Consider the following 24675-nt stretch of genomic DNA (forward strand, 5'->3'; position numbering starts at 1 on the left):
AGTGGGACGGTCCACAATGGTCGGATCCAGATCCGTTCCGGTACGTGAAGGAGCAGCAGCCTCGATGGCCCGCCGCAGCACGAAGACCCCGCCGCCGCCCGATGACTTCGAGGAGCGGATCCTCGACATCGACGTCGTCGACGAGATGCAGGGCTCCTTCCTCGAGTACGCGTACTCCGTGATCTACTCGCGGGCCCTGCCGGACGCGCGGGACGGCATGAAGCCCGTCCAGCGCCGCATCGTCTACCAGATGAACGAGATGGGCCTGCGCCCCGACCGCGGCTATGTGAAGTGCGCCCGCGTCGTCGGCGAGGTGATGGGCAAGCTGCACCCGCACGGCGACGCGTCGATCTACGACGCCCTGGTGCGCATGGCGCAGCCGTTCTCCATGCGGCTGCCGCTGGTCAACGGGCACGGCAACTTCGGCTCGCTCGGCAACGACGACCCGCCGGCCGCCATGCGGTACACCGAGTGCAAGATGGCGGACGCCACCTCGCTGATGACGGAGTCCATCGACGAGGACACCGTCGACTTCGCCTCGAACTACGACGGCCAGGAGCGGGAGCCGGTCGCGCTGCCCGCCGCGTATCCGAACCTGCTGGTCAACGGCTCGTCCGGCATCGCGGTCGGCATGGCGACCAATATGCCGCCGCACAACCTGGGCGAGGTCATCGCCGCCGCCCGCCATCTGATCCGCCACCCGGAGGCGGACCTGGAGGCGCTGATGCGCTTCGTGCCGGGTCCCGACCTGCCGACCGGCGGGCGGATCGTGGGCCTTCAGGGCATCAAGGACGCCTACGAGTCGGGCCGCGGCACCTTCAAGATCCGCGCCACCGCATCGGTGGAGAACGTGACGGCGCGCCGCAAGGGGCTCGTCGTCACCGAACTGCCCTTCACGGTCGGCCCGGAGAAGGTCATCTCCAAGATCAAGGACCTGGTCGGTTCGAAGAAGCTCCAGGGCATCGCCGATGTGAAGGACCTGACCGACCGTTCGCACGGCCTGCGTCTCGTCATCGAGATCAAGAACGGCTTCGTCCCGGAGGCCGTCCTGGAGCAGCTCTACAAGCTGACGCCGATGGAGGAGTCCTTCGGCATCAACAACGTGGCCCTGGTGGACGGCCAGCCGCTGACCCTGGGTCTCAAGGAGCTCCTGGAGGTCTATCTCGACCACCGCTTCGACGTGGTGCGCCGGCGCAGCGAGTTCCGCCGCACCAAGCGCAGGGACCGGCTGCACCTGGTCGAGGGCCTGCTCGTCGCCCTGGTCGACATCGACGAGGTCATCAGGATCATTCGGTCGAGTGACAACTCGGCGCAGGCGAAGGAGCGGCTCATCGAGCACTTCTCGCTGAGCGAGATCCAGACGCAGTACATCCTGGACACCCCGCTGCGCCGGCTCACCCGCTTCGACCGGATCGAGCTGGAGAGCGAGCGCGACCGGCTGGCCGGCGAGATCGACGAGCTGACCGGGATCCTGGACTCGGACGGCGAGCTGCGCAAGCTGGTCTCGGCCGAACTGGCCGCGGTCGCCAAGAAGTTCAGCACCGACCGGCGCACGGTGCTGCTGGAGTCGGCGGGCTCGTCCGTCGCGGCCGTGCCCCTCGAAGTCGCGGACGACCCGTGCCGGGTGCTGCTCTCCTCGACGGGCCTGCTGGCCCGCACGGCCAACGGCGAGTTGTTCACGGCGGGCGAGGACGACAAGCGCGTCAAGCACGATGTGATCGTCTCGGCGGTGCCCGCCACCCAGCGGGGCGACGTGGGGGTGGTGACCTCCAGCGGGCGCCTGTTGCGGCTCGCGGTGATCGACCTGCCCCAGCTCCCCGACACGGCGTCCGCGCCGAACCTGTCGGGCGGCGCGCCCCTCGCGGAGTTCCTCTCCTCCCTGGAGCCCGACGAGACGGTGGTGTGCCTCACCACGCTCGACGAGTCCTCGCCGGGCCTGGCCATCGGCACCGAGCAGGGCGTCGTCAAGCGGGTGGTGCCCGACTACCCCGCCAACAAGGACGAGTTGGAGGTCATCACCCTCAAGGACGGTGACCGGATCGTGGGCGCGGCCGAGCTGCGCACCGGCGAGGAGGACCTGGTCTTCATCACCGACGACGCCCAGTTGCTGCGCTACCAGGCGAGCCAGGTGCGCCCCCAGGGCCGGCCCGCGGGCGGCATGGCCGGCATCAAGCTGACCGACGGCGCGAAGGTCATCTCGTTCACGGTGGTCGACCCCGCGGGGGACGCGGTGGTGTTCTCGGTGGCGGGCTCGGGCGCCACCCTGCTCGGTGACGCGGCGGTGTCCGCGAAGCTGACGCCCTTCGACCAGTATCCGCGCAAGGGCCGGGCCACCGGCGGGGTGCGCTGCCAGCGGTTCCTCAAGGGCGAGGACAAGCTGGTGCTGGCCTGGGCCGGTCCGGCGCCGGCCCGCGCCGCGCAGACCAACGGCGCCCCGGCCCAGCTCCCGGAGCTCGACCCGCGCCGCGACGGTTCGGGTACGCCGCTGGTCTCGCCGGTGGCGGTGCTCGCGGGCCCGTTCGCTTAACGCACGGGGGTCAACTAGCCGACGGGGCCGGGGAGTTCAGCGAACTCCCCGGCCTCTTCGGCCCCTTCCGGCTCCTGGCCGTCCCCGCCCGGCTGTTCGGGCTCGGGCACATAGCGCAGGACGCCCCACATCGCGTGTTCCTCGGGGGTCTGGTCCACGTCGTTCGCGACGCATGCGGCGAGCCGGCCCTCCAGGGCGGGCGCGTCGATCCCGGCCCCGATGAGGACGAGCTCGGTGCGGCGTTCGCGCTCGCCCGTCCACGGCTCGGGGTGGAAGCGCAGGAACCGGCCGACCGCGTGCACCCCGTAGCGGTTGCGCGGGTCGGCGGCGCCGAAGTCGACGAAGCCCTTGATGCGGTACAGACCCTCGGGCCGGGTATCGAGGAAGGCCATCAGACGGCGGGGATCGAGCGGTACGTCCGAGGTGAAGGCGACGGACTCGTACCCGGCGTGCAGATGCGCCCGGTGTCCCTGGCATCCGGCGTGGTGCTCGTGGTCCTCGGCGCAGCCGTCCGGCTCCTCGTCGTCGAGGAGGTCGTCGAAGGCGAGCTGTCCGACCCGCTCGGTGACCGGCCTCGGGTCGAAGAAGAGCTCCGGGTCGACCCGCCCGTAGGAGGACTCCACCACCGCGGCGCCGGTGGCCAGTGAGGCGCGCAGCCGCGCCAGGTCGCCCGCGTCGACCCGGTCGGTCTTGTTGAGCACCACCAGGTCGGCGATGGCCAGATGCCGCTCGATCTCGGGGTGCTTGTCCCGGGTGGCGTCGTACTCCGCCGCGTCGACGACCTCGACAAGACCCCCGTACATGACGCGCGGGTTCTCGCTGGCCAGCAGCATCTTCACGAGTTCCTGGGGTTCGGCGAGGCCGCTCGCCTCGATGACGATGACGTCGAGGCGGGCGGCGGGCCGGGTGAGCCGGTCCAGGTAGAGGTCGAGTTCGCTGCTGTCCACGGCGCAGCACAGACAGCCGTTGCCGAGCGAGACGGTGGAGTCGCCGAGTTGGCCCGCCACCGTCATGGCGTCGATCTCGATGGAGCCGAAGTCGTTGACGACGGCGCCGATCCGGGTGCCCCGGGAGGCCCGGAGCAGATGGTTGAGCAGGGTGGTCTTGCCCGAGCCGAGGAAGCCCGCGAGGACGAGGACGGGGATCTGCTTGCTCGCGCTGCTCACCTGGGGCCTTTCAGACTGCGGGGACCGGCTGCGGCGGGGGCGGGCCCACATAGCGGGCCGCCGGACGAATGATCTTCGAGTCCGCCGACTGCTCCAGGATATTGGCGCTCCAGCCGACCACGCGCGCGGCACAGAAGGTGGGGGTGAACATGGCGCGGGGCAGCCCGCACAGCTCCATGACCACGCCGGCATAGAACTCCACGTTGGTGTGCAGTTCCCGGCCCGGCTTGAGCTCGGCCAGGATCGCCTCGACCCGGCGCTCCACCTCGACGGCGAACTCCACGAGCGGGGAGCCGAAGCCCTGAGCGATGCCGCGCAGCATGCGGGAGCGGGGGTCCTCGGTGCGGTAGACGGGGTGCCCGAAGCCCATGATCCGCTCGCCGGCCAGAACGCGTTCGCGGATCCAGCCGTCGATGCGGTCGGGGGTGCCGATCGCGTCCAGGGTGTCCAGGGCCCGGCTGGGGGCGCCGCCGTGCAGGGGCCCGGAGAGCGCGCCGACCGCGGCGACCAGGCTCGCGGCGACATCGGCGCCGGTGGAGGCGACGACGCGGGCGGTGAAGGTGGAGGCGTTGAAGCCGTGGTCGATGGTGGAGATGAGGTACTGCTCGATGGCCCGCACGTGCTCGGGCCCGGGCAGTGAACCGGTCAGCATGTAGAGGTAGTTGGCCGCGTACGGCAGGTCGTCGCGGGGCTCGACCGGTTCAAGGCCCTGGCCGAGCCGGTGCAGGGCGGTCAGCAGCGTGGGCACGGCGGCGCAGGCGGCCAGCGCGTCCTCGGCGCGCTGGGCGGCGTCCAGGTCGTAGACGGGCCGGAAGTTCTTGGCCGCGCCGAGCAGGGAGAGCGCGGTGCGCAGCCCGGCGAGCGGTCCGGCCGGGGCGCCGGTGCGCGCGAGGTCGGGCAGCGCCCTGCGGACACCCTCGGGCAGGTGGCGCAGGCGCGCGGTACGGGCGGTGAAGGCGGCGCGGCCCTCGGCGTCGGGCAGCTCGCCGTGGAACATCAGATGCCAGACGTCCTCGAAGGTACGGGTCCCCGCGAGCTCGACGGCGGAGTACTGGCGGTAGTGGTAGAAGCCCTCCCGGCCGCGGACGTCACCGAGTTCGGTGTCCGTGACGACGACGCCCGCGAGCCCGCGGGGTACCGCGGCGGGGGCGGTGATGGTGCCGGCCATGTGGCTGCCTCCTTGGTTCTCCATATTGATTCGACTGTCCATGATTGACTCAATGAATGTCAATGTTGATTGAATCAATGTTGAGTCGAGGGGAATGTCGCTATGGATACGGTGGCCCCATGACGGATCAGGCACGGCTCACCACCCGCGAGGCCGCGCAGCGGCTCGGAGTGAAACCCGAGACGGTCTACGCGTATGTGAGCCGGGGACAGTTGAGCAGTGAGCGGGCCCCCGGGGGGCGGGGTTCCACCTTCGACGCCAGGGAGGTCGACGCCCTCGCCCGGCGCGGCGGCCGCCGGGAGCCCGGCCCGGCCGGCCCGGGCGTCGAGCTGACGTTCCGCACCGCGCTCACCCTGATCGACAAGGACCGCTACTACTTCCGCGGCGTCGACGCGGTCGAGCTCGCCACCGCCTATGGCTTCGAGGAGGTCGCGGAGTGGGTGTGGACCGGGGAGCTGACGCACGGCCCGCGCTTCACCGCGCCGCCGCGGTTCCTGGACGCGGCCCGGCGCGCGGTCGGCGCGCTGCCCGAGCACAGCGGCCCCATGGACCGGCTACGGGCCGCGGCGGTCGCGGTCTCGGCGGCCGATCCACTGCGCTTCGACCTCGATCCCCCGGCCGTCCTGGGGTGTGGCCGCATGCTGATCCCCACCCTTGTCGGGGCGCTGCCGACGGTGGGCGAGGAACACCGGGGCGAGGGCCGGCTCGCCTGGCAGCTCTGGCGGCGCCTGACCCCACAGACCCCTGACGAACAGTCAATTCGCTTGCTGGACACGGCACTCGCGCTGCTCATCGACCACGATCTGGCCGCCTCCACGCTCGCCGTCCGGGTCGCGGCCTCCGCCCGCGCCCACCCCTACGCCGTGGTCTCGGCGGGGCTCGGCGCCCTGGAGGGCCCGCTGCACGGAGCCGCCAGCGGTCTGGCCCACCGCGCCCTGGCCGAGGTGCTCGAACGCGGCGGCGCGGCGCCCGTCGTCGCCGACCATCTGCGCTCGGGGCGGCGGGTGCCGGGCCTCGGCCACCGCCTCTACCCGGGTGAGGACCCGCGCGCCCAGGCCCTGTTCGCCCTCCTCGACGCGATGCCCCAGGCCCGCGAGGCGCTCGCCGCGGCGCGCGACGTGATCGACACAACGGCCCGGCACACCGCGCTGCACGCCAACGTGGACCTGGCGCTCGCCGTCATGAGCGTCGCGTTCGGCATGCCCGCCGAGGCCGGTGAGACGGTGTTCGCGGTGGCCCGCACGGCCGGCTGGATCGCCCACGCCCTGGAGGAGTACGCGGAACGCCCCCTGCGGATGCGTCCCAGTGGCCACTACATCGGCCCCCGCCCGCCGCGCCCGCTGCCCCGCTGAGGCGGCCGGGAACGCGAGGGCCCCGGGGCCGCCGCGCGGGTGTGCGCGGCGATCCCGGGGTGGCGATGTGCCGCTCCGTCAGGGGGCGTACGCCTCGAACTCGCTGACCTGGGCGGCCGGCCAGCCGGTGTTGGCGGTCACCGTGAGCCGCAGATAGCGGGTGGCGGTGTTCGCGGGCAGGGCGAGGGTGACCCGGTTGCCGGTGGCCGGGTCGAAGGTGTAGCCGCGGCTCGCGACGAGCTGCCCGTAGGAGCCGTTGTCGCCGCTGCCGAGCACGGACAGCGTCTGGGTGCGGGCGCCCCACGCGGTCGCGGGCGGCAGCTTCAGGACCAGCCGTCCCACGCTCCGTACCGAACCGAGATCGACGGTGATCGACTGCGGGAAGGCGTTGTTGGCGCTCTCCCAGTAGGTGGTGGCGTCGCCGTCGACGGCCTTGGCCGCGTCGTAGACCTGGGTGTGCGAGGTCTCGGTGACCGGGCGGCCCTTGGCGAGGTCGGGGTCGGCGGGCGGGCTGCTGGGCGGCGGCGAGGTCGGCCCGGTGGGCGGGGGGCTGCTCGGGGGCGTGGTGGTACCGCCGTGGTCGTAGTTGGGCTTGGGCCACTCGCCGCAGTAGGTGGCGGGCAGCTTGCCGTTCCAGCCCGAGTTTCCGGCGCCCTGGGTCAGGGCGAGGTTGCCGCCGAGGCAGCTGTAGACCGGCTCGGAGAAGCCGAGGTTCTTCGCCGTGACCCCGCTCATGCCGAGCTGGGCGGGGTCGTTGAACTGGAGGGCGAAGGTGCCGGTGCCGTCGATGTTCACATGGGAGAAGGTGACGCCCTTGGTGGTGCCGGACACGAAATGGATGGCGGCGTAGGAGCTGTCCAGGATGTCGGTGTCGGTGACGTTGACCGTCGCCTTGTCCATGGTGCTGTTGCGGGAGTCGAACCACACCGCGCCGATCGGGAACGGCCACCCGAGGTCCGCGTTGCCCGCCCGGATGGTGGTGTTGCGGGCCAGTGTGATGGTGCCCTGGACGTCGGTGCCGCTGCCCGGGTTGACGCCGTCGAACCGGTTGCCGACGTGCAGCCCGCCGCCGTTGGTGACCGTGTCGGCGACGACGTTGTCGGTGACCGCGTTGTCCCTGCCCCCGTACAGCGCGATGTTGTTGGCGAGGACGGGTGCGACCACGGTGTTGTTCTGGAACGTGTTGTTGGCATCGGTCACGGTGTCCGACCACATGGCCAGACCGTCGTCGCCGGTGTTGCGCAGAAAGGTGTTCTCGACCGAGGAATGGGTCACCCCCCAGTGGAAGTTGACGCCGTCGGCCGTCTGGTCCAGGATCCGGCTGTTCTTGATGTGGAAGCCATCCATGGGGCCGTCCATCCAGGCGCCCACCTTGGTGTGCTGGAGCCATACATCGTCGACGGTGGAGTTGCTGAGGGCGCCGCCGATCCCGTTGACCTGGTCCTCGTCGATCCGCTCGGTGATCTCGCCGATCAGCGCGAAGTCCTTCAGGACGACGTCGCGGCTGGGTCCGCCCGCCTCGTAGGGGCGTATCCCGCCCTTGTAACCGCCGCCGACGGCGTACTTGCCGTAGATCCCCGCGGCGCGGGTGCGATCGGTGGCGCTGCGGCCGGTCAGCACCGAGTACCAGGGTCCCGCCCCGGCCAGGGTCACCTGGTCCACCACCACATGGTCGGTGAGTTTGAAGGTGCCCGTCGGGATGTAGACCGTCTTGGCCTGGGCTTTCCCGGCGTCGACCGCCCGCTGGAAGGCGGCGGTGGAGTCGGCCGCGCCGCTCGCGTCGGCCCCGTAGTCCGCCACGGACAGCGAGCCCGCCGGCCGGCCCACCGGGTCCGGTACGAGTTCGAAGTCGGCCAGGTCGACGACGGCCCAGGGGGTCGCGGTCGTCGACGGCAGCGTCACCCTGACCTTCGCGCCCTGGGGCAGGGTCTTGCCCAGCAGCGCCCGGGTCTCGTCGTAGAAGTGGTGGGGCTTGTCGCCCGGCTGGTTCTGGAAGGGGTAACTGCCGTAGAACCAGCCGTACTTGGAGGTGAAGGTGAGGTCCTTCAGCTTGGCTCCGCCGGAGGAGAGCTCCATGGGCGCGCTGATGCCGGTGCCCGCCGCGTTGTCCGGGACGCTGTAGCGGATGTCGACGGCGTTGGCCGGTTTGGTGAGCGTGAACTCGACGTACTGGCCCGCCGCGTCGAGCCTCACCGCGCTGCGGCCGGAGGCCTCCGAGGGCAGCGTGGTGTAGGTGCGGTCGGGGCCGATGACCGTGCCGGTGGTGGCGGCGGCCTCCGCCTCCAGTTCGGTGAACGGCACGGTGGCGCCCCGGCCCGCGACGGCCAGCGGGGACAGCGGTGCGGATTCGGCGGCCGACGCCGGAGCGCCGCCGCCGAGCCCGGCCGCGCCCAGGGCCACCGCGCAGGCGAGCGCGGCGACGACCGCGCCGGCCCGGGTGGCGGAGGCGGTGCGCCCGGGGGTTCCCCCGGTGGGCGGTGGGGGTGGTGGCTCCTGGCGTACGGCGTCGATCGCGGCTCGGATCATGCGCATGACACACCCTCTTTCGTGGGGGAAGGAGCGGGGATGGGCGGACGGGGTCAGGCGCGCAGCCAGACCGCCGTGTCCTTGGGGAGCAGCCCGTCGGTGAGGGGGCCGCTCGCGAGCAGGAGCGAGCGGTGAGCGGGGAGCGGGGCCGGCGCGTCGCCGAGGTTGACCAGGCAGCGCAGACCGTCCTCGCGGGCGAAGGCGAGCACACCGTCCGGGGCGTCGAGCCAGGTCAACTCCCCGTCGCCGAAGCCGGGTTGGGTGCGGCGCAGCAGCAGGGCCCGTCGATAGAGGGCGAGCATCGAGGAGGGGTCGCCGGCCTGGCGGTCGGCGGCGTAGCGGGCCCAGTCGGGAGGCTGCGGCAGCCAGGGCGTGGCCCACGGTTCGGCCGTCCAGGGCAGCGGGACACGGCAGCCGTCGCGGCCGGGGTCCACCCCGCCGGAGCGGAAGTGCATGGGGTCCTGGATGCGGTCGAGGGCGATGTCCGCCTCGGGCAGGCCCAGTTCCTCGCCCTGGTAGAGGTAGACCGAGCCGGGCAGGGCCAGCGACAGCAGGGTGGCGGCGCGCGCCCGGCGGGTGCCGAGCGCCAGGTCGGTGGGGGTGCCGAAGCGCTTGGCCGCGAAGTCGAAGCCGGTGTCCTGGCGGCCGTAGCGGGTGACCGTGCGGGTCACGTCGTGGTTGCACAGCACCCAGGTCGCGGGCGCGCCGACCGGGGCGTGCTCGGCGAGCGTGTCGTCGATGGAGGCGCGCAGCAGCGCGGCGTCCCAGGGGCAGGTGAGGAAGGTGAAGTTGAAGGCGGTGTGCAGTTCGTCGGGCCGCAGATAGCGGGCGAAGCGCTCGCTGTCGGGCAGCCACACCTCGCCGACGAAGACCGCCCCGTACTCGTCGGCGATCGTGCGCCAGGAGCGGTAGATGTCGTGGAGCTCGTCGCGGTCGATATAGGGGTGCCGGTCGACACCCTCGGCGAATTCGGGCAGTTCGGGGTCCTTGGCGAGCAGCGCCGCCGAGTCGATGCGTACACCGGCCACGCCGCGTTCGAACCAGAACCGCAGCACGTCCTCGTGTTCCTGGCGCACCGCGGGGTGAGCCCAGTTGAGGTCGGGCTGCTGGGGAGTGAACAGATGGAGGTACCACTCGCCGTCCCCGACCCGGGTCCAGGTCTCGCCCGCGAACTGCGAGGGCCAGGCGTTGGGCGGGAGTTCGCCGTGCTCGCCGCGCCCGGGCCGGAAGTGGAAGAGCTCCCGCTCGGGGCTGCCGGGGCCGGCCGCCAGGGCCGCCTGGAACCAGATGTGCTGGTCCGATATGTGGTTCGGCACTATGTCGACGATGGTCCGTATGTTGAGCTCGCGGGCCTCGACGATGAGTTTCTCGGCTTCGGACATGGTGCCGAAGGCGGGGTCGATGGCGCGGTAGTCGGCCACGTCGTAGCCGCCGTCGGCGAGCGGGGACAGATACCAGGGGGTGAACCACAGGGCGTCGACGCCCAGTTCGGCGAGGTAGGGCAGTTTCGCCCGGACGCCCGCGAGGTCGCCGGTGCCGTCGCCGTCACCGTCGGCGAAGCTGCGTACGTACACCTGGTAGATGGCGGCCGAGCGCCACCAGTCGTCGCTTTCGTGGGCTGCCACGGGACGGTCCTTTCGGGCAGGTCGGATCCCGCCGTCGGCCCCGTTGTTTCAGCGGGGGCGGGGTGGGTGGGGCCGGCGGCGGAGTGCGGGGAGGGCGGGACCGGGGTGTCAGCCCTTGAGGCCGCCCGCGGTGAGACCGCTCATGATGTTGCGCTGGAACACGACGAAGATGAGCAGGGTGGGGATCGACGCCATGGCGAGGGCGGCCGTGAGCCAGTTCTCGGGGACGCCCTGGGCGAGCGAGTAGATGCCCACGTTGAGGGTCTGTCTGGTGGGGTCGGGCAGGGTGAGCATCGGCCAGAGGAAGTCCTTCCAGACGCCGACCACCGCGAAGATGGAGACGACGCCGAGGATCGGCCGGGAGATGGGCAGCACCACCGAGCGCAGCGTTCGCAGCGGGGATGCCCCGTCGATGGACGCGGCGTCCAGGAGCTCGCGCGGGATCGAGTCGAAGAACCGCTTGAGCAGGAAGATGTTGAAGGCGTTGGTGACGGACGGCAGCCAGATCGCCCAGGGCGTGTTGAGCAGGTTCCGCTTGAAGATCGGCACGTCGAGGACGGTCAGATACTGCGGTACGACGAGAACGGCGGCCGGGATCATGAGGGTGGCCAGCATCATCGCGAGGATGGCCCTGCCGAACACGGGCCTGAGCTTGGACAGCGAGTAGGCGGCGGCCACATCCAGGACGAGTTGGAAGGCGAGCGCCCCGAAGGCGTACCAGACCGTGTTGAGCAGGAGCTTCGCGAAGTCCATCACGCGCCAGGCCTGGGCGAGGTTGTCGGTGTGCAGGCCGTGCGGAAAGAGCGTCGGCGGAATCCTGGTGAACTCCTCCGTGGACTTGAGCCCGTTGACGGCCATCCAGTACAGCGGCCCGATGAAGACGAGGGTGAACAGGAGCATCACCAGGGTGAGGACGCTCCAGTAGACGACCTTGCCCCGGGTGCGGCCGAGGGTGGCCGGTGAGATGAGTGTGCGTGTCGACATGGGTCCCCCCACCGTCCGGAGCTAGTCGCCGCTGTCGCGGCTGAGGCGTACGTACAGCGCCGAGAAGCCCGCGAGCAGCACCAGCAGGCACAGGCCGAGCGCGGCGGCGCCGCCGTAGTTGTTGAAGTTGAAGGCGTACTGGTAGATGAGGTAGACCACGGTCGTCGTGGAGCCCTCCGGTCCCGCGCCGTTGGTGAGCAGGAACGGTTCGGTGAACACCTGCATCGTCGCGATGATCTGCATCAGGAACATCAGCGACAGCACCAGCCGGGTCTGCGGCACGGTGACGTGCCAGATCTTGCGCAGCAGCCCCGCGCCGTCGAGCTCGGCCGCCTCGTACAGCTCCCCGGGGATGGCCTGGAGCGCGGCGAGGTAGACGAGGGTGGCGCTGCCCATGTTCATCCAGGTCGCCGCGATCACCACCGAGAGCATGGCGGTGTCGGTGGACTGGAGCCACTGCTGCGCGGGCAGGCCGAACAGGTCGAAGATCCGGTTGAACAGGCCGTATCCGGGGTCGTAGAAGTATTTGAAGAGCAGCACCGAGGCGACCGGCGGCATCATCACGGGCAGATAGACGAGCAGCCTCAAGTAACCCTGCCCGTGCCGGAATTCATTGAGCAGCACGGCGACCAGGAACGGCAGCACGAAGCCGAGGACCAGGGCGAGGCCGGTGAAGAGCAGGGTGTTGCGCCAGGCCTGCCAGAAGGCCGGGTCGTGGAAGACGTAGCTGAGGTTGGACCAGCCGGCCCAGGTGGTTCTGCCGTCCTTCGTCTTCTGGAAGGCCAGCACGAACTCCCTGACCATCGGGTACCAGGAGAAGAACGCGAAGCAGAGCACGGCGCCGATCAGGAAGCCGTGCGCGGTGAGGTTGCGCCGCAGCGCCCGGGCGAATCCGCTCTGCCCGGGCGGTTCGGCGCCCTGGCGCGGGAGGGTCGTTTCCCGCCGTGCGGGCAGTGTGGAGGCCGACATCGTCACTCCTGAGTCCGGGGCGGGCAGGGCCGGAGGCCGGGCTCCGGCCCCTGCCGCCGTACGCGCTACTGGTTCGCCAGGACCTGGTCGACCTGCGCCTGGGCGGTCGAGAGCAGCTTGGCGATGTCGGCGTCCTTGTTGGTGAGGACCCCCGACATGGCGTTGTCGAGGACCTTGTAGACCTCCTGCGCCTTGGGCGGCTCCGCCTTGCCGGGGACCGGGTTGGCCAGGTAGGGCGCGAAGTTGGCGACCGGCATGGTGGCGTTGTCGGTACGGGACTTGAGGTCGGCGGCCTTGACGTCACCGGTGAAGAAGTTGGGCTGCGGCACGCCGACCGGAAGCTGGTCGGCCTTGGTGCGGGCCCAGTCGAACTGGCCCTTGCCCGGCGAGAGGTTCTTGAAGTTGAGCCAGGCGATCGCGGCCTTGATCTTGTCGGGCGAACTGCCCTGCTTGATCAGGTAGCCGTTGCCACCGGTGAGCGTGGCCTTCGCGCCGGGGATCGGTCCCATGCCGAAGTTCTCGTAGTGGGCGCCGAGTTGCTGGACCATGTACGCGATGTCGTCGGGCGCCGCCAGGAACATGCCCAGCTTGTCGGCGGTGATCTGCTTCTGGAGATCGCCCCACTTCAAGAGCTGGGTGGGGCTCATGCTCCGGTCGCTCCAGCGCATGTCGTGCAGCTGCTGGAGGACCTGCTTGCCGGTGGCGTTGTCGAAGGCTGCCTTGCCGTCGGCGCCCACCACGTCGCCGCCGAGGCTGTACATCGCGGCGGTGAAGTGCCAGCCGCCGGTGTTCTCGGCGCTGTACTCGCCGTAGCCGTACACGCCGCCCCCGAGCTTGGCGATCGCCTGCGAGTCGTGGCGGACCTCGTCCCAGGTGGCCGGCGGCTTGTCGGGGTCGAGCCCGGCCTCCTTGAACAGCTTCCGGTTGATCATGATGCCCATCTGGTAATTGCTGGTGGGCAGGCCGTACATCTTGCCGTCCTTCTTGAACACCCCCATCACGGCCGGGTCGATGCTGTTCAGGGCGGGGACGGACGTGCCGGTGACGTAGGCCGAGATGTCGGCGGCCCCGTTGTTGTCCAGGACCTGCTGGAGATCGGTGAAGTACGCGTAGAAGACGTCGGGTTGGGACTTCGCCTTGAGGGCCGCGGTGAAGCGGGGCGGCTCCTCGCACTGCCCGGGGGTGGACCTGCCGTTGATGTGGACGTTCGGATACGTCTTGTTGAACGTCGCGACGTCCTGCTTCCACTCCTTGAGCTCGGCGGCCTTGGCGGCCGGCGGCATGCAGTCGATGGTGAGGTCCACCGTGGTCTTCGGGTCGAGCGGAGCCGCGGGGTCACTCGATCCGGTGCCGGGCTTGCTGTCACCGCTCCCGGTGTCGCTGCTGGTTCCGCAGGCGGCGAGCGCGGTGAGGGCGAGGGCGCCGACCAGGGCCGTGGCGGCGGTGCGGCGGAGCTGTGGTGCGGGGCTGAACCAGGTGCGTCTCATCGGGAGGACCCCTTAGGGAGGAGCGTGGAAGGCCCGTCGCTGACGACAGCGGGGCGCGGCACACTCAACCACCGGGGCCACAACTACGCAATATCTCGCGCTGATTTCGTAAAACTTCGACAGTCCGTTGTACGCGGTCGGCAGGACCCGGACACACCACAGCGCGCCGGGCGGCAGGCCCGACGCGCTGGGAACAACGGAACGCAAACGGCTAGCGCGGCACCTGCGCCGTCGAGCCGCGCACGACCAGCTCGGGCTCGAAGAGGAGCTCGCCCGGGGGCACCACCCCGCCCTGGATCTGCGCGGAGAGCAGCTCGACGGCGGCCCGGCCCATCGCCTCGATGGGCTGGCGCACGGTGGTCAGCGGGGGCTCGGTGCAGTTCATGAAGGCGGAGTCGTCGTAGCCGACCACGGAGACGTCCCGGGGCACGTCGAGCCCGCGCCGGCGGGCGGCCCGCACGGCTCCGAGCGCCAGCGGGTCACTGGCGCAGATGATGCCGGTGACGCCGCGCTCCAGGAGGCGCGAGGTGGCGGCCTGGCCTCCCTCCAGGGAGAACATCGCGCGCTCGACGCGGTCCTCGGGGAACGCGGCGCCGGCCGCCTCGGCGAGCGCCCGGGCCGCGTCCAGCTTGCGCCGCGAGGGGACGTGGTCGGGCGGCCCGAGCACCAGGCCGATGCGCTGATGGCCCAGGGAGGCCAAGTGGCGCCAGGCCTGTTCCATCGCCACCGCGTCGTCGCAGGCGACCACGGGAAAGTCGAGGTGCTCGATGGCGGCGTTGATGAGCACGACCGGGACCTTGCGGTCGGCGAGCTGCTGGTAGTGGCCGTGCGGGGCGTCCCGCTGCGCGAAGAGGCCGCCCGCGAAGACGACGCCGGAGACCTGCTGCTGGAGGAGCAGGTCGACGTAGTCGGCCTCGGAGACACCGCCCTTGGTCTGGGTGCACAGCACGGGGGTGAGCCCCTGCTGGGCGAGGGCCCCGCCGATGACCTCGGCGAACGCGGGGAAGATGGGGTTCTGCAACTCGGGCAGGACCAGGCCGACCAGGCGGGCGCGTTCGCCGCGGAGCTGGGTCGGGCGCTCGTAGCCGAGCACGTCGAGCGCCGTGAGCACGGCCTGCCGGGTGGATTCGGAGACTCCCGGTTTGCCGTTGAGCACCCGGCTGACCGTGGCCTCGCTGACTCCCACCTTCTTCGCCACCTGAGCAAGTCGTCGCGTCATGAGCGCAAGACTAGCGCAAGCCATGCAAGCCGTTTGCGTTGATGGCGGGCCGGGTTGTCTGGCGGAGGGCGGGCCCCTCCCGGGGCGCGCGCCGACCGCCCCGGGAGCACCGGGGCGGTCGGCGAAGGGCGGCGATGGCCTCCGTCACGGATTGATGTTGATCTTGAAGGTGGAGGTGGTGTTGCGGATGTCCTGGGCGTTGCCGCTCAGCTTGAGGTCGGTGAACGTCACCTCGCCGACGGCCGGCCCCTGTCCGGGCTCGGGCAGCTCATTGGCCCAGATCCCGAAGCCGGACTTGGCGTCGAAGGCGTCCCCGCTCTTCTTCGCGCCGCTGATGCTGACATGGGTCAGCACACTGTCCTTGATCGGATTCAGCGGCGTGCTGCCGTTGTACTTCGTCTGGAACATGATCCCGGAGTACGTCGGATCGGTGATGTCGAGGTCACTGATCCGGATCCCCTGGAACACGTACTCCGCCGAGTACATCCACAGCGCGCCGAAGGCCTGGGCGCCCCAGAAGTGGCCGCCGGAGCGCACCAGGGAGATGCCCTGGAAGTTCGTCGGATCCGTCCCGAAGCCGAGGGCGGGGATGGAGCCGAACTTCAGCGTGCCGATGGTCAGCCCGGGATACGTCAGCATGTCGGCGGCGTACAGGTTGCGGAAGGTGTTGGCGGAGCCTCCGTAGACGGCGAATCCGGCGGCCCGCCAGGTCAGCAGGGCGCTGAGGTTCTCGAAGACGTTGCCGGTCTCGTCCGCGTTGGTGATGTCGGTCGCCGGGAACAGCGCGAAGCTGTCGTCGCCGGTGGAGCGGGCCTCCACGTTGCTGATGGTGTTGTCGCTGCTGCCGTTGGTCAGGTTGATCCCGTCCGCGTACAGATCGCGGACCCGGGAGTTCTTGATGGTGATGTGGTCGGTGTTGGTGCCCCAGTACAGGCACATCATGTGCTCGACCCACACATTGTCGATCGTCATGTTGGCGACGTTGGCGAAGTTGAACACCTTGCCGGGGCCGTCGTTGCGCGAGGTGTAGTTGCCGAAGAAGCCGAACCCGGTGAACGAGGAGCCGTTGGCGGAGGACTGGACGTCGAAGCCCGCGTCGGTGTTCTCCTGGTCGGGCGGGGTGGCGAAGCGCGTGAACCAGGGGCCCGCGCCGACCAGCTTCACGGCCTTGCCGTAGACCTGGAACTTGTTGCTCGTGGCGTAGGTGCCGGGCGGCAGATAGACGCCGACGAGCTTGCCGCTGGTGTCCATCCGCACCTTGTCCAGGGCGTTCTGCACGTCCTGCTGCGCGGTGCCGGCGGGCACCGCATAGGCGGCCGGGTCGGGGTTGGGAACCTGGCTGACCTGCTCCAGGTTGATGAAGTCGATCGCGTAGGTGGAGGAGTTCGCGGCGTCCTTCTGGAGGCGGATGGTGCTGCCCGCCTTCACGGTGTCACCGAGCAGGATGTTGGCCTCGTCGTAGATGTGGCGCGGGCCGCCGGAACCCGGCGAGTTGTTGGGGCTGGCCTCGGCGCCGTACTGCCACATGTACTTGGAGCTCAGATCGATGGCCTTGCGGAAGGCGCCGTTGACGTAGACGTCCAGGCTCGCGTTGATGCCGCCGCCGCCTGCCGAATCGGGGATGGAGAAGCGTGTCACCAGGCTGTTGGTGTCGGCCCGGGTGGTGAACTCCACATAGTTTCCAGTGGAGTTGAGAGTGACGGCCCTGCGCCCGGAGGCCTCGCCCGCGAGGTCGCCGATGGTCCGGTTGGGCCCCACGACCTGGGCGCCGCCGCCCGTCACACCGTCCTCCGCCTCATAGGTGTCGTAGGGCATGTTGGCGCCGCGCCCCACGAAGAACGCCTGCGCGCTGGTGTTGTTGGCGCGCTTGACCGGGAGCTCGTTGCCGTCGTCGGCGATCACCACCTTCGCGGTGTACTTGCCGTTGGCGGCCGTCCAGCCACCGAGACTCACGGGGGGCGCGGTGGCGCCCGGGTTGAGCGTCCCGCTGTAGGCGCCGGTGAGGGTCTTCACCGTGGCGCCCTTGTCGTCGAGCAGGGTCAGGGTGATGCCGTGGCTGCCGCCGGTCGAGGCGAGCGTGCCCTGGTTCTTCAGCGTCACGGAGAAGGTGACGGTCTGGCCGGCCGAGGGGGCGCTCGGCGACCAGTTGACCCCGGAGGCGATCAGGTCGCTGGAGTCGACCGGCTTGATGACCAGGGGGCTGCCCGTGAAGCTGTTGTTGGTGTCGTTCTGTTCGATGACGGTGTTGTCCGGATCAACGACCGCGCTCAGCGGATAGGTTCCCGCGTCGTGCGTGCCGATGGAGGCGCTCACCGTCTGCGAGGCGCCGGCCGCCAGGGCCCCGACGTTCGCGGTGGCCGCCTTGGAGCCGCCGAGCTGGAAGGCGACGGTGGTGGTGGGCGAGGCGCTGGTCCCCTTGTTGTGCACGGTCGCCGCCAGGGTCACGGCGTCCGATTCGACGGGGGCGGACGGGATGGCCGTCAGCGCGGTGACCTCCAGGTCCGGGTTGGGCGAGGGCACCCCGACGACCTGGAACTCGGCGATCTGCCCGCCCGTCGCACCGGTGTTGGAGGTGAACTTGAGCTGCACGTCGGCGACCCGGGCAGCCACCGGGATGCCCACCGTGTTCCCGCTCGACGGGTCGAAGGCGTAGTCCTTGGCCGCGACCAGGGAGGTGAACCCGGAGGCGCTCTGCTCGCGGCCGAGCACCTCGATGTTCTGGGTGCGCCGGCCCCAGCCGCTGTCCGGGTTGAGCTTGAGGACCACGGTGTTGGTGTCCGCGTTGGCGCCGAGCTTGACGGTGAGGGTGCTCGGGTAGCCGCCCGGCGCGCTCTCCCAGTAGGTCGCCGTGTCGTTGTCGTTGGCGTTCGCCGCGACGAAGGTGAACGTGGACGAGGACGCCGTGATCGCCTTGCCCACCGCGAGGTTGGAACCGTCCCCGGTCGAGGAGCCGTTGCGGGTCACGGTGTTGCTGTTGGCGGACTGGTTGCCCGCCGCGTCCTTGGCCCGCACGTAGTAGGAGACGGTGACCGTGACCGGCCTGCTGTCGGTGTACGTGGTGACATCGCCCGCCACGCTCTTGAGCAGCTGGTTGTCGGCGTAGATGTCATAGCCGCTGACGCCCACGTTGTCGCTGGAGGCGCCCCAGGTGAGCTTGATCTGTCCGGCGGCGGGCTCCGTGAAGGCGAGGCCCGAGGGCGCGGTCGGCGCCTGGGTGTCGCCCGAACTCCCCTTGCGGGTCACGGTGTTGCTGTTGGCCGACTGGTTGCCCGCCGCGTCCTTGGCCCGCACGTAGTAGGCGACCGTGGCGCTCGCGGGCTGGGCGTCGGTGTACGTGGTGACCGTGCCCGCGACGCTGGTGCGCAGCTCGCCGTTGGCGTAGACGTCGTACCCGGTGACGCCGGTGTTGTCGGTGGCCACGTCCCAGGTCAGCCGGATCTGGCCGGTGGCGGGCTCGGTGTAGGCGAGGTTCCTGGGCGCGGACGGAGGCTGGGTGTCCCCGCTCGTCGGACCGTAGATCTCCAGCTCGGAGAGCTGACCGCCGGGCTGCGCGGTGTTGTTGGAGATCAGCACCCGGACATGGCGGGTGGTGGCCGCGGTGAACGTGATCGGCACCGTGAGGCCGCCCGCCGGGGTGAAGTCATAGCCCTGCGAGGCGGTCAGATCGGAGAAGTCGGTGCCGTTGGCGCTGCCCTGGATCTTGAGGGTCTGGGTGCGGGCTCCCCAGCCGTCCGGCAGCTTGAGGACCACCTTGTCGACCGGCACGGTGGCACCCAGGTCGGCCTGGATCCACTGCGGGAAGGCCTTGTTGGCGCTCTCCCAGTAGGTCGCCTTGTTGCCGTCGTTGGCGTTGGCGGCGACATAGGTCTGGGTGGTGCTGCTCGCGGTGAGCGTCTTGCCGAGGGCGAGGTTGGTGCTGCTCGGCCCGTCGGCCGCGTGCACTTCGAGGGTGGAGAGCTGGGCCGCCTGCCAGCCGGTGTTCGCCGTGATGTCGATCCGTACGAACCGGGCCCTTGAGGCGGCGAACCCTATCTTCACCGTGTTGCCCGAGGCCTGCGTGAAGCTGTACGCGGCGGACCCCACCAGGGTGCTGAAGCTCGTGCCGTCCGCGCTGCCCTGCACGGACAGGGTCTCCTTGCGGTCGCCCCAGGAGGCGGGGAGTTTCAGGACGACCTCGTCGATGGTGCTCGTGGTGGTGAGGTCGGCCTGGACCCACTGGGGGAAGGCGGTGCCGGCGCTCTCCCAGTAGGTGGACTGGTCGCCGTCGGTGACGTTCCTGGCGAGGTAGGTGCCGTTCGCGCCGGACGCCGACGCGGGCTTTCCGGCGGCGAGGTCCGGGCCGCCCGCCGCCGAGGCGCTGAGCGCCGGCCAACCGATCACGAACAGGCTGGTGGCGACAACCGCGGCGAGCACTCTCATCCGCGTACGCCATCTCCAACGGTGCGTTCTCATGTGTCCCCGATCTGCGCGACTAGGGTTTCTGCAGGAAAGAGCTAAGTATTTTGCGCTGAGCGGTGAGAGAGTTGCAGAGTTGTGTCCACGCGTCCATCCCTGCGACACAGCCGGAAAACCCCGGTCACGGGGTTCCCGGGCGAACCGGAACGATCGCTTTCCCCCCTGTCGTAGGCGCATGCTGGGGCTTTCCCGGCGGCACGACAGGCGCCCGCAAGATATCCGCAATTTACGCAAGCGGTTTTCATCGGGCCGTCGGCCCGTGTGGACTCCTCTCCTGGGCACCCCGCCTCGGGCGGGTGAGGGCGCGGAGTGCGGGACGTGCGGGTCGCGGGTGAGGGGTCCGGGCGCGCGTCACGGAAACCGAGCCGTGATCCTTCGGGGATTTCGGGATGGGTAGCGGGCCGTCTAACGTGCCTGTCCATGACCGCCCCACCGACCAGCACCGCCGCGCGACGGCGCCGTCTGGGCTGGCCGCGGCGCGTGTTCTCCCAGGTCCTGCTCATGCAACTGGCGGTCGCGGCCGGAGTCGCCGTGCTCGCCACCGGACTCTTCCTGGCCCCGCTCAGTGCCCAGCTCGACGACCAGGCCATGCGGCGCGCGCTCGCCATCGCCTCGGCCACCGCCGCCCAGCCGCGCGTCGTCGACGACCTGCTGTCCTCCCGGCCGTCCGCCGCGGGCCCGGTACAGGGCGAGGCGGAGCGGATCCGGCGGGCGACGGGCGCCGAGTATGTGGTGGTCATGGACACGCGCGGAGTGCGTTGGTCGCACCCCGACCCCCGGCAGCTGGGGCAGGTGGTCTCCACCGACCCGGGCGACGTGCTCGCGGGCCACGACGTCATGGAGATCGACAGCGGCACGCTCGGCCGCTCCGCTCGGGGCAAGGTCCCGCTGCGGAAACCGGACGGGACGATCGTCGGCGCCGTGTCGGTGGGCATCGAGTACGACAGCGTGCGGGCCAGGCTCCTCAGCGCGATCCCCGGGCTGCTCGCCTATGCGGGCGGGGCGCTGGCGGTCGGCGCGCTCGCCGCCTGTCTGATCGCCCGGCGCATCCACCAACAAACCCGCGACCTGGCCTTCTCCGACATCTCCGGGCTGCTGGCGGAGCGCGAGGCGATGCTGCACTCCATCCGCGAAGGCGTGGTGGCCCTCGACCCCGACGGCCGGATCAGGCTCCTCAACGACGAGGCGCAGCGCCTGCTGGGCGTCGGTCCCGAGGCGGGCGGCCGGGCCCTGGAGGAGGTGCTCGGCGCGGGACGGACGACCGAGGTGCTCGGCGGCCGGGTCGAGGGCACCGACCTCTTGACCGTGCGCGGTCAGCGCGTCCTGGTCGCCAACCGGATGCCGACGCAGGACGGGGGTGCCGTCGCCACCCTGCGCGACCGCACCGAGCTGGAGCGCCTGGGACGCGAGCTGGATTCGACGCGCGGATTGATCGACGCCCTGCGCGCCCAGGACCACGAGCACGCCAACCGGCTGCACACCCTGCTGGGGCTGCTCGAACTGGAGCTGTACGAGGAGGCCGTCGAGTACGTCACCGAGGTCGTCGGGGTGCACCGGACCACCGCCGAGCAGCTCACCGAGAAGGTCAGGGACCCGCTGCTCGCCGCCGTCCTGGTCGGCAAGGCGACGGTCGCCGCGGAACGCGCGGTGACCCTGAGCCTGTCCCCCGCCACCTGGCTGCCCGACCGGCTCGTCGATCCGCGCGGCCTGGTCACGGTCGTCGGCAACCTCATCGACAACGCGCTGGACGCGACGGCCGGCTCGCCCGGCGCCGCGGTCGAGGTGGAGCTCCGGGCACAGGGACGCACCGTGGTGGTGCGGGTCACCGACAACGGGCCGGGCATCCCCGCCGACCGCCACGAGCTGGTCTTCACCGAGGGCTGGACGACCAAGGAGCCCCCCGCCCACGGCAGACGCGGCCTCGGCCTCGCCCTGGTCGGCCGGTTCGCGGAGCGGATGGGCGGCAGCGCACGGGTCGGTACGGGGCCGCTGGGCGGGGCGGAGTTCACCGTGGTGCTGCCCGACGCGTTGAGTGAGGCACTGGGCGGCGACCCGACGAGTCAGGCTCCGGGCGAGCCGGGAACCGGGGCCGCGAGCGAGCCCGTGAGCGGCGGCGGGACCGGTCCGGACCGGAGCACGAACAGGGAGGGGACACCATGATCGATGTACTGGTCGTGGACGACGACCCTCGGGTCGCCGACATCAATGCCGCGTACACCCGGAAAGTTCCCGGTTTCCGGGTGGTCGCGCAGGCGCATTCTGCCGCGGAGGCGCTCGCGAGGATCGCCGAGCATCCGGTGGACCTGGTGCTGCTCGACCACCACCTCCCGGATGAGAACGGTCTGACCTTCGTACGGGAGCTGCGCAGGCTGGGCCACCAGACCGACGTGATCATGGTGACGGCGGCCCGGGACGTCGCCACGGTGCAGGCGGCGATGCGTCAGGGCGCCCTCCAGTACCTGGTGAAACCCTTCAACTTCGCCGGTCTGCGCGCCAAGTTGGAGGCGTACGCGGCGCTGCGCCGCACTCTGGACGGCGGCGGCGAAGCCGAACAGGCCGAGGTGGACCGGATCTTCGGCGCGCTGTCCGTCCCCGCCGAACCCGACCTCCCCAAGGGCCACTCCCCCACCACGGCCGACCTGTTGCGCCGCGTCCTGAAGGAGGCCGAGGGCCCGCTCTCGGCCCAGGAGATCGCCGAGCGCGCCGGCGTGAGCCGCCAGACGGCCCAGCGCTATCTGAAACTCCTGGAACGGGCCGGCCGCGTACGGCTAAGCCTGCGCTACGGCGAAACGGGCCGGCCGGAGCACCGGTATGAGTGGGCCGCCTCGTTGTAGGGCGGCCCGGATCACACCGCCCCCGCTCCCGTGAGGGCCCGCACCTCCGCCTCCGCGTGCTTCGCCTCGTCCGGCACGTCCGGGGAGGTCACCGTGCCGAGCCAGCCCGCGAGGAAGCCCAGCGGGATGGAGATGAGGCCCGGGTTCTGGAGCGGGAAGAACTGGAAGTCCGCGCCGGGGAAGAGCGATTCGGGGCTGCCCGACACCACCGGCGAGACCAGCACCAGCACCAGCGCCGGCACCAGACCGCCGTACACCGACCACACGGCGCCCCGCGTGGTGAAGTTCCGCCAGAACAGCGAGTACAGCAGCACCGGAAGGTTCGCGGACGCGGCCACCGCGAAGGCCAGACCGACCAGGAAGGCCACGTTGAGGTCCCGCGCCAGCAGCCCGAGCGCGATGGCCACCGCGCCGATCCCCACCGAGGCGAACCGCGCCACCGTCACCTCACTGCGCTGCTTCGCGTGCCTGCGCCGGAGCGAGGCGTACAGGTCGTGCGCGACGGACGCCGAGGACGCGAGGGTGATGCCCGCGACCACCGCGAGGATCGTGGCGAAGGCGACGGCGGCGACCACGGCGAAGAGAACCGTTCCACCGGTGGACCCCGCACCGCCGCCCAGGTCGTAGGCCAGCAGCGCGACGGCGGTGTTCCCGGCGGGGTTGGACGCCTTGACCGCGCCCGATCCCACCAGCGCGGCCGCACCGAAGCCGAGCACGATCGTCATCAGATAGAAGCCGCCGATGAGGCCGATGGACCACACCACCGAGCGCCGGGCCGCCCGCGCGGTCGGCACCGTGTAGAAGCGCGACAGGATGTGCGGCAGCCCGGCCGTGCCGAGGACCAGGGCGAGCCCCAGGCTGATGAAGTCGAACCGCGCCGTCCAGTCCCCGCCGTATTTGAGGCCCGGCGCCAGGAACTCCTTTCCGTGGCCGCTGTGTTCAGCCGCCGAGTTGAGCAGAAGGTTGATGTCGCCGTGGAAGCGCAGCAGCACCAGCACGGTGAGGGTGATGGTGCCCGCCATGAGCAGGACGGCCTTCACGATCTGGATCCAGGTGGTGGCCCGCATCCCGCCGAGCGACACATAGACCACCATCAGGGCGCCGACCCCGATGACCGTCCAGTTGCGCGCGGCGTCGCTGGTGCCGCCGAGCAGCAGGGCGACCAGGCTGCCCGCGCCGACCATCTGCGCCACCAGATAGAGAACGGACACGGTGACCGAGGAAGTTCCCGCCGCGATCCGCACCGGGCGCTCGTTCATACGGGCTGCGACCACATCGGCCAGGGTGAACTTGCCGCAGTTACGCACCAGTTCGGCGACCAGGAGCAGCACCACGAGCCAGGCGACCAGGAAGCCCACCGAGTACAGCATGCCGTCGTAGCCGAACAGCGCGATGAGACCGGAGATGCCGAGGAAGGAGGCGGCCGACATGTAGTCGCCCGCGATGGCAAAACCATTCTCCATGGGCGAGAAGAGACGGCCGCCGGTGTAGAACTCCTCGGCGGAGCCGTGCCGGTTGCGGCTCACCCAGGTGGTGATGGCGAGCGTCGCCGCCACGAACGCGCTGAACAGCAGCAGCGCCAGAGTCTGATGGTCCCCGCCGACGATCACCTGTTGGTCTCCCGTGTCGTTCCCTGTCCGTCGTTTTGCCGGGCCCCGCGCCCCGGATCAACCGACCGGTCGTACTGGCTGCTGTCACTGCCGCGACCACTGTGATTCCCGTAACTGCCCTGGCTGCGGCGGTCGTTCGGGCCGGGCTGAGCGTTCGGGCCGGGCTGAACGTTCCAGCCGGGCCGGCCGTTCAGGCCGGGACGGTGGTCCGGGGTGCTCCCGCTCCTCTGGTGCTGCCGGTGCTGCTGGTTCTGCTCGAAGACGACCCAGCGCAGCTCCAGTGCGGCCCGGTCCCGCCGCAGCCGCGCATGCCGCGCGTACGCCCAGGTCAACAGGAAGGTGGACAGGAACTGGGCCAGTCCGGCGACCATCGCCACATTCACCGCGCCGGCGACCGGGCGGGACATGAAACCGGGCGCGCAGACCGCGGTGATCACATAGGCGAGATACCAGCCGAAGAAGGCGATGGCCGCCGGGACGACGAAGCGGCGGTAACGGCGGCGCACCTCCTGGAACGCCGCGCTGCGATGCACTTCGAGGTAGATCTCGGCCGGACTGAGGCGCTCGTCCTCGTCCGCGCGGTGCTGTGCGGGCACGGTCACGGGCCCCGGCTCGCCGTCCACTTCGCCCCAGCCGGAGGCCAGGGCGTCATACCAGGGGTCGTCGATCCGCGCCGCCGCGGGATCGCACCCCTCCTGCTTCTCCACCGAACAACTCTCCTTGCCCACGACCGCGTTCGGCCGCGTGCCCAAG

Annotated in this window: 15 protein-coding genes; 4 read left to right on the forward strand and 11 right to left on the reverse strand. The window is 70.5% G+C overall.

Going from position 1 to position 24675, the window contains the following annotated elements; genetic code table 11:
• Positions 1-64 precede the first annotated feature (64 nt).
• A complete protein-coding gene (locus N4G70_RS18190) occupies positions 65-2527 on the forward strand; it encodes a DNA topoisomerase (ATP-hydrolyzing) subunit A (protein ID WP_261713699.1) in 2463 nt (820 codons plus the stop codon).
• Positions 2528-2541: 14 nt separating this feature from the next.
• Here the strand turns inward: N4G70_RS18190 and N4G70_RS18195 are convergent, their stop codons facing one another.
• Positions 2542-3744 (reverse strand): CobW family GTP-binding protein, encoded by a 1203-nt coding sequence (locus N4G70_RS18195; protein WP_399035879.1) that lies wholly within the window; start codon positions 3742-3744, stop codon positions 2542-2544.
• Positions 3704-4861 carry a citrate synthase/methylcitrate synthase gene (locus N4G70_RS18200; RefSeq protein WP_261713701.1) on the reverse strand — a complete coding sequence of 386 codons (1158 nt, stop codon included), beginning with the start codon at positions 4859-4861 and terminating at the stop codon, positions 3704-3706. The genes N4G70_RS18195 and N4G70_RS18200 overlap by 41 nt, the downstream gene beginning before the upstream one ends.
• A gap of 119 nt (positions 4862-4980) precedes the next feature.
• On the opposite strand from N4G70_RS18200, the gene N4G70_RS18205 reads away from it, so the two are divergent.
• Positions 4981-6213: a citrate synthase gene (locus tag N4G70_RS18205; RefSeq protein ID WP_261713702.1), complete on the forward strand. Its 1233-nt coding sequence runs from the start codon at positions 4981-4983 to the stop codon at positions 6211-6213.
• A gap of 78 nt (positions 6214-6291) precedes the next feature.
• Here N4G70_RS18205 and N4G70_RS18210 read toward each other — a convergent pair whose 3' ends face one another.
• From N4G70_RS18210 to N4G70_RS18240, 7 genes are all read right to left on the reverse strand, one after another.
• Complete coding sequence (locus tag N4G70_RS18210) at positions 6292-8745, reverse strand: discoidin domain-containing protein (protein WP_261713703.1); 2454 nt, start codon at positions 8743-8745, stop codon at positions 6292-6294.
• 47 nt (positions 8746-8792) lie between these two features.
• A complete protein-coding gene (locus N4G70_RS18215) occupies positions 8793-10364 on the reverse strand; it encodes a glycoside hydrolase family 13 protein (RefSeq protein ID WP_261713704.1) in 1572 nt (523 codons plus the stop codon).
• A gap of 108 nt (positions 10365-10472) precedes the next feature.
• Complete coding sequence (locus N4G70_RS18220; protein ID WP_261713705.1) at positions 10473-11348, reverse strand: carbohydrate ABC transporter permease; 876 nt, start codon at positions 11346-11348, stop codon at positions 10473-10475.
• 21 nt (positions 11349-11369) lie between these two features.
• Entirely contained in the window at positions 11370-12317 is a 948-nt protein-coding gene (locus N4G70_RS18225; RefSeq protein ID WP_261713706.1) for a carbohydrate ABC transporter permease, read from the reverse strand.
• A 65-nt stretch (positions 12318-12382) separates the two neighbouring features.
• Positions 12383-13804, reverse strand: coding sequence for an extracellular solute-binding protein (locus N4G70_RS18230; RefSeq protein ID WP_261713707.1), 1422 nt, complete (start codon positions 13802-13804; stop codon positions 12383-12385).
• 211 nt (positions 13805-14015) lie between these two features.
• Complete coding sequence (locus N4G70_RS18235) at positions 14016-15023, reverse strand: LacI family DNA-binding transcriptional regulator (protein ID WP_261713708.1); 1008 nt, start codon at positions 15021-15023, stop codon at positions 14016-14018.
• A gap of 144 nt (positions 15024-15167) precedes the next feature.
• Complete coding sequence (locus tag N4G70_RS18240) at positions 15168-19475, reverse strand: discoidin domain-containing protein (protein WP_399035887.1); 4308 nt, start codon at positions 19473-19475, stop codon at positions 15168-15170.
• 423 nt (positions 19476-19898) lie between these two features.
• Between N4G70_RS18240 and N4G70_RS18245 the strand changes: the two genes are divergently transcribed.
• Both N4G70_RS18245 and N4G70_RS18250 read left to right on the forward strand, forming a co-directional pair.
• Positions 19899-21638 (forward strand): sensor histidine kinase, encoded by a 1740-nt coding sequence (locus tag N4G70_RS18245; RefSeq protein WP_261713710.1) that lies wholly within the window; start codon positions 19899-19901, stop codon positions 21636-21638.
• Positions 21635-22312, forward strand: a complete 678-nt coding sequence (locus N4G70_RS18250) for a response regulator (protein ID WP_261713711.1) — start codon at positions 21635-21637, stop codon at positions 22310-22312. Before N4G70_RS18245 ends, N4G70_RS18250 begins: the two co-directional genes overlap by 4 nt.
• An 11-nt stretch (positions 22313-22323) precedes the next feature.
• On the opposite strand, the gene N4G70_RS18255 is transcribed toward N4G70_RS18250, so the two are convergent.
• Positions 22324-23919: a cation acetate symporter gene (locus N4G70_RS18255; protein WP_261713791.1), complete on the reverse strand. Its 1596-nt coding sequence runs from the start codon at positions 23917-23919 to the stop codon at positions 22324-22326.
• A complete protein-coding gene (locus N4G70_RS37165; RefSeq protein WP_399035891.1) occupies positions 23919-24629 on the reverse strand; it encodes a DUF485 domain-containing protein in 711 nt (236 codons plus the stop codon). Before N4G70_RS37165 ends, N4G70_RS18255 begins: the two co-directional genes overlap by 1 nt.
• Positions 24630-24675: the final 46 nt, after the last annotated feature.

The organism is Streptomyces sp. ASQP_92, assembly GCF_025399895.1.
GTDB lineage: Bacteria > Actinomycetota > Actinomycetes > Streptomycetales > Streptomycetaceae > Streptomyces.